7 protein-coding genes are annotated in these 11,830 nt (G+C 39.6%); 2 read left to right on the top strand and 5 right to left on the bottom strand.

Annotated elements, in window-relative coordinates; genetic code table 11:
• Positions 1 to 114: 114 nt before the first annotated feature.
• Together BUA59_RS05005 and BUA59_RS05000 are read left to right on the top strand one after the other, a co-directional pair.
• Entirely contained in the window at positions 115 to 999 is an 885-nt protein-coding gene (locus BUA59_RS05005; RefSeq protein ID WP_139248837.1) for a GGDEF domain-containing protein, read from the top strand.
• Positions 1,000 to 1,022: 23 nt separating this feature from the next.
• Positions 1,023 to 1,643, top strand: a complete 621-nt coding sequence (locus tag BUA59_RS05000; RefSeq protein WP_072838628.1) for an FMN-binding negative transcriptional regulator — start codon at positions 1,023 to 1,025, stop codon at positions 1,641 to 1,643.
• Positions 1,644 to 1,726: 83 nt separating this feature from the next.
• On the opposite strand, the gene BUA59_RS04995 is transcribed toward BUA59_RS05000, so the two are convergent.
• From BUA59_RS04995 to BUA59_RS04975, 5 genes are all read right to left on the bottom strand, one after another.
• The gene (locus BUA59_RS04995; RefSeq protein WP_072838627.1) at positions 1,727 to 3,889 is read right to left on the bottom strand and encodes a methyl-accepting chemotaxis protein; all 2,163 of its coding nucleotides are present in this window, start codon (positions 3,887 to 3,889) and stop codon (positions 1,727 to 1,729) included.
• A 576-nt stretch (positions 3,890 to 4,465) separates the two neighbouring features.
• Positions 4,466 to 5,386: a GGDEF domain-containing response regulator gene (locus BUA59_RS04990; RefSeq protein WP_072838626.1), complete on the bottom strand. Its 921-nt coding sequence runs from the start codon at positions 5,384 to 5,386 to the stop codon at positions 4,466 to 4,468.
• A 1-nt stretch (position 5,387) separates the two neighbouring features.
• The gene (locus BUA59_RS04985) at positions 5,388 to 8,126 is read right to left on the bottom strand and encodes a response regulator (RefSeq protein WP_072838625.1); all 2,739 of its coding nucleotides are present in this window, start codon (positions 8,124 to 8,126) and stop codon (positions 5,388 to 5,390) included.
• Positions 8,127 to 8,180: 54 nt separating this feature from the next.
• A complete protein-coding gene (locus tag BUA59_RS04980; protein WP_072838624.1) occupies positions 8,181 to 9,464 on the bottom strand; it encodes an S-methyl thiohydantoin desulfurase family protein in 1,284 nt (427 codons plus the stop codon).
• Between the two features lie 791 nt (positions 9,465 to 10,255).
• Positions 10,256 to 11,554: a methyl-accepting chemotaxis protein gene (locus tag BUA59_RS04975; protein ID WP_072838623.1), complete on the bottom strand. Its 1,299-nt coding sequence runs from the start codon at positions 11,552 to 11,554 to the stop codon at positions 10,256 to 10,258.
• Positions 11,555 to 11,830: the final 276 nt, after the last annotated feature.

Raw genomic sequence — 11,830 nt, 5'->3', positions numbered from 1 at the left:
CGTACGCATCCTGATTTTCGTTTCCGAGGATTTTTATTTTCAGCGCTGCTGTTTATCTCTTCTAGTTTCGTTTTCTTCATTTATTATAATTTGGTCATAGACTATTTTCCGCCAATGTTAATAGCGAACTCTGTGTCGTTGTTCTTTTGTATCATTGGTGGATATTACCTGCTGATAAAAAAACGTCCCAAAGTTGCTGCGACTATTCTTCAACTTATTGTTTCTATTGATACTTTTATACTTATCTTAATCGATGGTAATGAAGAATTTGCACTCGTTTTTGCATTTCTAACGCCGGTGATGGGGGTTTTTCTTCTAGGTTATCGTAATGGGTCGATACTCAGCCTTGTGTACTTTGCTGGTATTTTCTATTTTTGTTTTACGCAAATGGATACTTGGCAACCCGAGATATTTCTTCCTATCAGCTTGATACACTTTTCTTTTATTTATTCGTTACTGCTAATTGTGTCTTTTTTCTATGATTCTAGCCGTCGAAAAGCTTACCAAATGATGGAAGAGACTAATCGCCAGTTACAAGAGTTGGCCACCACAGACGTATTAACTAAGCTGCGTAATCGGCGCTACATGGAAGATCAATTACTAAATGCTATAGGCAATCATTATATCGCCATGCTGGATGTAGATGATTTCAAAAAAGTGAATGATCAGTTTGGTCATGATCAGGGCGATAAAGTACTGATCAAGCTGGCTGAAGTTTTAATGCATAATATTGACCTGTTGGATACCGTGGGTCGTTGGGGCGGTGAAGAGTTCATTATTATTTTTGCAGAACAAAACCTTGCCCAATTAGAGGAAAAGCTAAAGCAACTAAATTATAGTGTTGCGCATACTGATTTTGGTATTGGACGGCCGATCACTATTAGTATTGGATTGGCGAATCACTATGCTAATAGGCATCGAGACTGCATACGAGCTATGGATCAAGCACTTTATGATGCGAAAGCCAACGGAAAAAATACCTATAGTATCGCTAGTTAACACATATGGTAAGGGGCATCTAAGTGTATACACCAAAGCATTTTGAAGTAAACGATCTCCAGGAGCAGTTAGCCTTTGTTAAAACCTTTCCCTTCGCGACGTTAGTTTCGAATGGTGATGACGGTTTGAATGCCGAGCATATTCCTATGTTGGTTCATGTCGATGCAGAGAATAGGGTTGTCTTGCAAGCCCATATCGCCAAGGCCAATAAGCTTTGGCAGAACCTAGCGAATCAAGCGGATGTATTGGTTATTTTCCAAGGTGAGAATGCCTACATCACGCCAAACTGGTATCCCTCTAAAAAAGTAGATGGCAAAGTGGTTCCAACGTGGAACTATCGCGCCGTTCACATTAAAGGCACGATAGATTTTATGCATGAAGCTGAATGGAAACTATCGTTACTGGAAAAACTCACCAATACTCACGAACAAAAACAACCTGCGCCTTGGTCAATTTCTGATGCACCACAGGAATACATCGACAGACTTCAAGCTGCTGTTGTTGGCGTTGAAATCACCGTGACTGATATTCAGGCTAAATTTAAACTTAGCCAAAACCAAAGTGCCGAAAACAAAAACGGCGTACGAGATGGCTTAACCCAAACTCAGCATCCTATGGCCGATTTAATGAAATCGTCTTTTTAGCGAAGGCAAAGGTTTCATTCTAATTAACAAAAAAATGGCCTCACCAAAGGGAGGCCATTTTGTAACGTGTTTAATCAGAAAATTTAGAGTTTGAACTGTCTGATTAACTCGCTTAAGTTTTTAGATTGCTCGGTTAGCTGTGAAGCTGCTTGAGCGCATAATTCAGAGTTACGGCTATTATGCAGTGTTACTTCATCAATCTGGCTAATACCTTCTGATACTTGCTCTGCTCCGATAGATTGCTCGGCGGATGCCTCGGCGATTTCCATCATCAGCGATGACACTTGGCTAATATTTTTCACAATATCTGCTAGCGCAATGGACGTTTGCGATGTCAAATTGATACCGCGTTGCGTTTTCACTGCCGATGCACTTATAAGCTTGGAGGTTTCTTGAACGGCTTGAGCACTTCTCGCCGCTAAGGTTCTTACTTCATCTGCAACGACCGCAAAACCACGTCCATATTCGCCTGCTCGTGCGGCTTCGATGGCGGCGTTTAAGGCTAATAAATTAGTTTGATTGGCGATGTCTTCAATAGTGCTAATTATGCTGTTGATGTTATTGCCAGAGGTTTCGATCTCTACCATGGCGTCACCTAATTCAGACATTAAATCATCGCCCTTTTTCGCCAGATCAAAACTGGTCTGAGAAAGCGTACTGGCTTCTTTTGCGTGTTTAGAGCTTTGTTGAATTTGTGCTGCAATTTCAGTAATTGTCGCGCTGATTTGAGTGACCGACGCCGCTGATTCCGTCGCGCCACTGGCTAAGTCATGGCTTAAGTCTGATACGGATTTCGCATTATTGCCGATGACTTCGCCACGTTGAGTGATTTGCGAAACAATATGATTTAAATCGCCGACCATTCTTTCTAGCGCCTTGCCTAATTGATCTTGTTCCGATGCCAAAACGACTCGCACGGTTAAATCACCTTCGGCAATTCGTTCTGCAACATGCACCTGTTTCTGCAGAGATTCAGCCATATCATCTAATGCCGCGGCTAATTGGCCAACTTCATCCTCAGAGTGATAATTTAAACGGCTATCAAAGCGACCTTTTGCGATGTTTTGCGCCATCTGGACGGACAGCATAATGGGGCGAGCAATCTTATTGGCAATAATCGTTAGTCCTAAAATTGCCAAAATGGTGACGGCCACACCAATGATTAATTGATACCAGATGGCGGTAGAATTATCAGATTCTAATTGATCACTGAGTTGCGTCACTTCTTGTAAAACGATGCTTTTATCTACTTCTAGGGTAATGCCCCATTTTACTCCAGAATCGCCAAGGCTAATCGGAACTAAAACTGTATAGACATTGTTTTGTGCATTATCGTTAGAATAGTCTTTTCCTTCCTTGATTAAGGTAATCATATTTGACGCGTTATCACCGTAAATCTTTGTCGTGCTTTGTCCAATGATTCCTGGGTTTAGACTGTCTGCAACGATAAGACCCTTGTCTGTTGTGATGGTGACATGAGACGCTCCATCATAAATTTGAGCAGAGACATCCTTAGCGAGCTGTTGGACAAAATCTAGGTTGAAATCTGCTCCCATTACTCCCAAAAACTTTCCATCCACAACGACTGGCGCTGACATAGTTGCCAGCCATACTGACTTACCTTGAACAATATAAGGTAGTGGCGCTGTAACGGTTTCTTTTAGCGTATTTTTGGGAACTTGATACCAAGCCCCTTTCATGATGCCATTAGAGTGTTGCTCTGTTGAATCGTATTCTACCAACGGCTGAACACTGATATTGCCATTATTATTACGAGTCCAATAAGGTGTAAATCGTCCCGTCTGTGGGTTATTGCCATCTTCAGTATTTGCCATCTTAATATCTTGTTGATCGAACGCATTGGGCGCCCAAGCACTGTAGGTACCGTTTAACTGTTCGTTGCGTTTTAACGCAGCCATTAAAATATCGTTCAAAGAGGTTCGAGTTAAATTGCTCTCATTGTTGGCGATGCCATAAGACTTCATCGCCGATACTGAAGTAGCAAGGTTTCTGGCAAGTCCTAACCCATCCTCGATTCTTTGGCTAATTAACTGTGCCGACTTGGCTGTGGCTTCTTTTAGTTCCCGCAATGAAACGTCAGCTACTAAAGTGGATGTTTGTCGAGAAACGGATTGTTGAGAAGCCGATGACGTATACACACTGAAACTCACAATCGCACCGGATGTGGCGATAAGACAAACCCCAGCAGCCAAGGCGATTTTTGTTCTGATCGATTTTATACTCATAGAGAACCTTCGTAATGGATGATAAATAGCCGGAGAACGATCTCGAATTCAAGCAACCAAACATAAACGCAGGCTGTACTATGAATGATGAAACCGTAGACCCAAAGAATCCCCATCAATGGGCTAAGGTCTTGAATCCATTCGTTTAGACTTAAAGATAATCGAACTGTTATTTAGATATCGTTCGGCTTTACTAAAGCGAGATACGATAGGTAGGTATGGCATTAACAACAAATGCAATCTCCTTAGTTAACGTTAGAAAACTAGAGATTTTCAGTTGAAAATAGAAAGATAAGAGGGAGATAACGAAAAAAAGATGAAAATCACCTTCTTAAAATATGGTTTAACCATAGTAGTAAAGATGCTAAATAACCAAGATCAAGTGTTATTTGGATCGCTTTAATTTAAAAGTACACAAAGGTTTGATTCATGTCAGGAAAAATAGTCAGAATTACAAAAAATTGAGGTATGAAAATTAAAAAATTTTATTCTTAGGCAGATAGATAAGTTGAAAAAAATATTTATCTACAGTGTTTTTACGTCCATGTAAATTTATCAGAGTTGCGTAAAAAACAATCAAGCTATATCGTTGGCTTTAGCACTTTTCCATTTGACTTGGTTTTTTCCTTCATATTTCGCAAGGTATAAAGCTTCATCTGCGGCAGCGAATAAAGACTCAAATTTAAAGCCATCGTTAGGAATGATAGAAGAGACTCCAGCACTAATAGTGACAACATTGTCGTTTTCTTTTTTACAGGTAATGGCCATTTCTTGAACTTCACTAATGCATTTATTAAGACGTTGCAAAGCTTCTTTTTTTGAAGTTCTGGGCATGATTGCCACAAATTCTTCTCCACCATATCGTGCTACTAGATTGCTATTATGTTTAAAGTTATTAGCTAGAATAGCCGCTACTTTTTGTAAAACTTTATCGCCTGCAGCATGTCCATAAAAGTCGTTATATTGTTTAAAATTATCAATGTCGATAACGGCTAAGGATAAAGTTTCATTAATTTCTTCCATTAATTTCCATTCAGACCGGATTGTTTCTTCATACTTCCGACGATTTGCTAAAGAGGTTAATGGGTCTATGGTACTTAAGCGTTCAAGTATACGGTGTTGATTTATTAATTTAAGGTGCAAGGCTACTCTAGCTTTTATGATTGAAGCGTGTATTGGTTTTTGAATATAGTCACTTGCTCCAAGTAAGAGCCCTTTTTCTTCATTTTTTATGTCATCTAAGGCCGTTATAAAGATGACAGGAATATCACATGTCCGTGAATCTTGGCTCAGCTTTTCCATGGTCTCGAAGCCATCCATATCAGGCATCATAACGTCGAGTAAAATTAGGTCTGGTGAAAGCTCTAACGCTTTACGGACACCTTGTTCTCCGCTTTTTGCCATTATAATGTCGACTTCGCTACGTAAGATATCACTGATGATCTGTAAGTTTATGATTTCATCATCGATAATAAGGACACTAAATGAATTGGGCATTCTAGCTACCTGGTAATTTTACTAAAAGTTGACGAACAAGCTTTGCCGCCTGCTCATACTCAATATCGGTAATATTTTGTATTATTTGAGTAATATCCTCACTATATTGAGTGTTCATGGATTTATGATGTAATGCATGAAAATAATTTTCTACTTTAAAGTCACTTTGCTCCAGCAATGGCAGTACCTTTCTAAGCGTGCTTTTAAGATTGATTCTTGAATCAATATCCTTGTACTCAATTTGATCAAAGACAAGATTTAGCGCTGTCAAAAGAATCGATAGTTTGCTGATCACAGCATCTAACAGTGAACCATCAACATACTCATTTTTTAGTAATTTTCGTTCAATGACTACGCAATCTTTAAATATATCTTGAGCGCCAATGTAAGCCGCATTTGATTTCAAAGAGTGTATGTCGTTTAGTAAGTTGCGATTGTCTAAGGTTAAAAATCGAGTATTAGGGTCTTCTAAAAGCGATGTATATTGCGTCCAAAAAGATCTCACTATTTTTAGGTAAATTGATGTGTCATTTTTTAGAGAATCAATAGCCTTCCCAGCTTCTAGACTACTTATCTTGAAAAGCATAGATAATTTATCGTTTAAAGCTGGTTTTACGGGCAATAGCTCAGCGTCAGCCTTTCTATTTTTTTTATTACTTATTAAGTAGTTACTCAGTGTTTTATAAAGTAAGTCAGATGGAATAGGTTTAGGGATATGATTATTCATTCCCGCAGAGAGACTTTTCTCTTTGTCTTCTGGAGAAGTGTGAGCTGTCATGGCAATAATCGGAAGTTCATAACCAAGATCCATGCCACGAATGATAGCTGATGCGGTTAATCCATCCATAACCGGCATTTGGATGTCCATAAGGATAAGGTCATACTGAGTACCTTTTATCTTATCAATGGCGATTTTTCCGTTTTCAGCGCAATCTACTTGAACCCCAGTGCTTTTTAAGTACCCCAATGCTACTTGCTGATTAATTAGATTATCTTCAACAAGTAAAATATGAAAATCCGATAGCTGAGGTATCGGAGCTATTTTTTTATTCGATATTGCTATTTTCTCAATATTAAAAAACTGATTTATTGCATCGAATAGTGTCGATTTACCAATAGGCTTCTCTATAAACTGCCGAATAATACCTGTGTCCAAGTGAGGCTGGATATGATGCTTTTCATAGGCTGATATCATCAAGATAGGCGGCGCTAATTCTTTGAATAAATTTTTTATCTTTTTTGAAGTTTCTATGCCGTCTATACCTGGCATTTGCCAATCCATGAAAACTACATCGAATGCAACGCCGGATTGATCTGATTGGTGAATAGCATCGATGGCTTCCCAGCCGCTCCCCACACACGTGCTTTCTATACCAAAGCTGGCTAATAGTTTGGCTAGAATGTCTCTAGATAACGGATGATCATCCACTACTAGAGCTTTAAGCATATTTGCAGAGTCGATTGCTGCATTTTTTGGCTGCAGAGTGGGGACTTTTAAAGGCAATAAGACGGTGAAGGTTGAACCTTTGCCAACATCACTTTCGACTTTGATTTCCCCATTCATTAATTCACATAACTGACGAGTTATTGTTAATCCTAATCCAGTTCCACCATAGACGCGTGTGACACTATTGTCTGCCTGTGTGAAGGGGCAAAAAAGCTGTTCGAGTTGAGTGGATGAGATACCTATACCTGAGTCAGTGACCTCGCACTGCAGCAAAATATTCTCACCATCCAACTTATTGCAACGTAATCGAATAACAATGCTCCCGCTTTCTGTGAACTTAATCGCGTTGCTCACTAAGTTGACCAATATCTGTTGAATACGGAGCGGGTCCCCTAATAAGTATTCAGGAATGTCATCAGCGATGTCTGTTACTAACTCGAGCTTTTTCGCATAGGCTCCAAATACATTCATATTGACTGTGGTTCGAATTAATTTCTCCGTTGAAAAACGCACTGACTCAGCGGTTAATTTACCTGCTTCTATTTTGGAAAAGTCCAAGACATTGTTGACTAAACTGAGCAAAATATCGCCGGAGTCTCGTATCTTTTGTAGGTAGTCTTGCTGTTCTTTATGATTGGGGGAAGTATTGAGAGCTAGGTCACTTAGGCCGATAACCGCGTTAATAGGCGTACGGATTTCGTGACTCATTCTCGCGACAAATGATGACTTCGCTTCTAGCGCCTCTTCCAGCTCCGCTTTAGCGAGTTCCAGTGCGGCTGTTCGTTCCCTGACTTTTGCATCAAGGTTGTCATTGATTTGTTTCAGCCCAACATTGTATTCCTTCAGCTTTTCTCCTGCTTCAACGGCCATTTTTTCGGCGGTTTTGATTTTGGTCGTTTCATGGCTGATACCGCAAATAAAGGCAGGATTGTCTTGCTCATCAAATATAGGCACTAACAAGGTGTTGTAGAATAAATCCTTTCCATCATTTACGGTATATTGCTCTATTGAAATAGGCTTTCTACTGGTGATGGCTTCCCGATAAGTACTGTAAAAACCTTCGACAATCTCTTCAGGAAACATATCGCGAATGCGGTTGCGATGATAAATTTTGTTTGGCTCAATACCCATCGCAATCCGAGAAGCTGCATTGTTATCATAAAGAGAAAATTCGCCATTCTCTTCGACAGCAACGATAAACATGAGGTCGTCAGAATGACTCCATAACTGAAAAAGACATTCTTTAATCATAAAGTCATGTTCTTCTTGATCAAAAAGCTCATTAAATTTCATGACACCTCCATGTTAATAATAAAAATTTGACGATTATCGGTTGAGTTTGGCGCGTTAGATGTTTTCTTTCGTTAGCAGCTTGTCTAAAGACTCATATGATCCGTAGTAGCCAAATTGCTTTGCCAGAGCAGAAAAGACTTCTTGGTTTTCATTTTTGAGTGTTTCTGGGGCCGGTAAACTAAATAAATACACTTCTTGCCCCTCTACGAGGTCTTCTACTGAAAGGCCATGCCATCCTGAAAGTGATGTATCAGCTTCTTCTTTCTCTATTCCACTGAGTGAGCTTAAACCAGCCAGAATGTCATCTTTAATCGTCTCGTCTAATTTACCTAGCATGCAAATTGAATCAGGACAGATAGTCAGAGGATGATCTTTATCTTTGTCCCAAATGAGTAAGTTTTCATTTTGGTTAATGACAATTTGCTCTCTTACTCGGCCGCTAACCGTTTGAGTAAAAGATAATTTATTAAAATCAAACCCACCCTGAGAAACACTGTCTTTGCTTTTAAGAATAAAAGGTGAGTTGGTCTCAGATAAAGAGTATAGGGATATATTTAATGTGTTTAAAAACACAGCAAGGTCATGGATAATGTTCTTATCATCGACTTTGAATTTATTCAGTTGTTCTCCAATGCTCTGCGCCATTGAGATTGTATTTGATACAAGTGCTGACTTTGCTTGATTGCCATTCATGATCCAGCCTGAAATAGCACCTACACCGTCAAAACTGCCTTCAGACGATAAAATAGGCCTAACCATATTTTCAACGATACTGGCTTGAGCCTTCTTCTTCGTTGCTTCACCTAGGTCCCCGTCACTAATTTGGGGCAAGTTTAAAACGATATCACCTTCAACAAGTACCTCTCCATGGGGTGCATTTAGTACGACAAAAGGCGTGATGTTTATTTTGGAGCTATAGCTCAAGCAGGACAAAGTCGGTACTGAACGTCCCGCACCATCAGCATCAATAACAAGAGCTGGATCTAGCGTTTTTGCTGCCGCTAGCATAGCGACAAAAATATTTGATCCAGTTTCAACAGAAATGGTGAAATTGATTCTCTTTGATTTGTTTAGGTCTTGCATGACCTCAACCGCTCTTTTTTCTGCGCCTTGTAAGCCTATTTTTTCAAAGCTTTCAGGAGACCCCATTGCACCAACTACCACACCAAAATCACTGTGTTTCATCGAACCGGGTGAGCACAGCGTAATAGATTTTTTCGTTTCTACTATTTGGTTAACAAACGAGTAGGCCGTTTTAATCGAACCACCGCCGCCACTTGCTAATAATGTTGAACCATTGACGATATTGAAAAGTGCTTCTGTTGTTAAGATAGTCATTAGGTTAAGTCCTTTTAAATCGACTGATATTGATGAGTAATTGATATTTTCTTTATATCAATTTGAAAATGCATAATTATGACGAACCGATACTAAACTTATACATTAAATATATTCTTGTATGCCATAGCTCCCTTGGTGCCGTCTTATGCTTTAAGGTTATTTTTTGTATTCGGCCCAGAGGGAATGTAAAGTAAATAGAGTGTTGGCTCTATGCGTGATGTCGTAAGCAAGCATGGGCAAGGCAGCAAATTATGGTAGATAGAGCACTGTATTATTGAGCATAAGACAGTTTTTTAAAGTGATCTTAATCAAGAAGGCCGTAAACAGATATGGTTGAAAAAATGACCTCTTGTAAGGCGCTCCATATGCAAGAAAAAGAGTAATTAAGAAGTTGCCATTGCGGTAATGTTCAATTCAAAATCGTCCCCGATGCACATGAACTAATCACATGTAATTGCTCTATTTGCATCAGAAAAAACGCCTTGATGGTTAAAGTGCATGAGAGCAAATACCAACTTATCAACGCCTATAGTTTAAAAGGCTTCAGCACCGAAGGTATTCCGGCGCGAGCAACTATCGGCGTGGGGATGGCTTGATAGGTTTAATTTTCTCCAACCCCTCAAACTTCCCTTGCATTCAGCAGCATACCTTGTGGGCTGGTGTTGAATAACAAGACCCGATTCAAATCGACCGACATCGAGATATGCTCTTGGCGTGCTCACCGTATACAAGCTACCGTTGTACAGCATTAGACCTTTTTAATTCTTCACGCTTTAGTTAAAGGTCGATCAATCCTTCATTTTGTCGACCATTTCGACGAATCTCGCGACACCAGATGAAATCTCAGTAAGGCCTCGTGATACTTCGTTGATACTTTCTTTGCCATGAAGAGCAATGCCTGTTACCGAGCGTAACATGTCATCCATTTCATTAATTAGGTTGTGATTCTTTTCTACAACCGAGCCAATTTCTGCTGTCGCTGTGGCGGTATTGCTGGCAAGTTTGCGAACTTCATCGGCTACCACTGAGAAACCACGACCTGCATCGCCTGCGCGTGCAGCTTCTATTGCGGCATTAAGTGCGAGCAAGTTAGTTTGATCAGCAATAGAACGAATAGTCACAACGATGTCTGAAATGCTTTTGGATTGTGATTTAAGTAAATCCCCTATCTCGGCAGCACTTTTTACTTTTTCAGCAATATCATTGGAGGTTTGTACTGAGGCATTGAGGATCTCTACTGCGTTTGATGATACCTGACTGGTTTGCTCCGAAGTGGCGGCGGCAAGTTCAATCGCGTTCATGGCATTATTAACTCGTTCTGAAATGTCAGAAGCGAATTTAATGACTTTATAGACTCGGCCTTTTTCGTCAAAGATGGGGTTGTAAGTGGCTTCTAACCAAATAACTTTGCCGTTACCATCAAAGCGCTGAAAACGTCCTGAAGAGTGTTGTCCATGCGCTAAATTAGACCAAAAGCTTGGGTTATCTCGGTAGAATTTCTCATCGCAAAACATTTTATGATGTTTGCCAACAATGTCTTGTAGATCGTATTTCATTGCTCTTAAAAAATTACTGTTGGCGTGAAGTATATTGCCTTCAGGATCAAATTCAATTACGGCTAGTGAGCGATCTAGAGCGGTTAATATGGCATTTTTATTTTTCAGTGACTCCTGCATTTCTGTGATGTCATTGGCTATTTTAAGTATTTTTATAACCTTACCGCTTTCATCTGATACAGGAAAATAGCTGGCTTCTAAATAGATTGGCTGCTTGTTTTGTTTGAAGCGTAAAAAAGTATCGTGGAAGGATTTTCCTTTCTTTAGATCGTCCCAAAAAGCTTTGTACTCTGTTGATTTTGTATATTCTGCATCACAAAATATACGGTGATGCTTACCGACGATTTGCTCTAGTGTGTAGCCCACAGCTTCTAAGAAAATCGGATTAGCATCCAATATAATGCCGTCTACATCAAAGCTAATACACGCGGTATTTTGCTTTATCGCGTTTAACTCATCATGACACTGTTTTAGTTTTTGGTTCTCTGGGGTCGAAGTCGATGGCTTGTCTTTGTTCTTGCTAAAAATCATTTAGGCTGTCCTTAATTACGGTCTTTAACCCACATAGAAACTATGGTTTTTCATGTTTTTTAACTCACAGTAAAACATGAAATTTACACATTATTTCCTAAGTTATATTCGATAAAACTAGGCGCTTTTTCTTCAAAAGTAAATTACATAATTAAGTTTTTACTGTCTGATTGTTGTTTAAAATCCACTCATTTTTTATCTGTCTCCTACCGCATAAAGCCGTTTTTTGCATGGTCGTTGATGAGTCACATGGATTGCATGAAGGCGAAAGGACAT

Source organism: Marinomonas polaris DSM 16579 (assembly GCF_900129155.1).
GTDB lineage: Bacteria > Pseudomonadota > Gammaproteobacteria > Pseudomonadales > Marinomonadaceae > Marinomonas > Marinomonas polaris.
This window is presented reverse-complemented; position numbering and strand designations above follow the sequence as displayed.

Excerpts from the sequence above, each read along its gene's own strand:
- BUA59_RS04985 (WP_072838625.1), bottom strand. The coding sequence starts at position 8,126 with ATGAAATTTAATGAGCTTTTTGATCAAGAAGAACATGACTTTATGATT.
- BUA59_RS04990 (WP_072838626.1), bottom strand. The coding sequence starts at position 5,386 with ATGCCCAATTCATTTAGTGTCCTTATTATCGATGATGAAATCATAAAC.
- BUA59_RS05005 (WP_139248837.1), top strand. The coding sequence starts at position 115 with ATGTTAATAGCGAACTCTGTGTCGTTGTTCTTTTGTATCATTGGTGGA.
- BUA59_RS04995 (WP_072838627.1), bottom strand. The coding sequence starts at position 3,889 with ATGAGTATAAAATCGATCAGAACAAAAATCGCCTTGGCTGCTGGGGTT.
- BUA59_RS04980 (WP_072838624.1), bottom strand. The coding sequence starts at position 9,464 with ATGACTATCTTAACAACAGAAGCACTTTTCAATATCGTCAATGGTTCA.
- BUA59_RS04975 (WP_072838623.1), bottom strand. The coding sequence starts at position 11,554 with ATGATTTTTAGCAAGAACAAAGACAAGCCATCGACTTCGACCCCAGAG.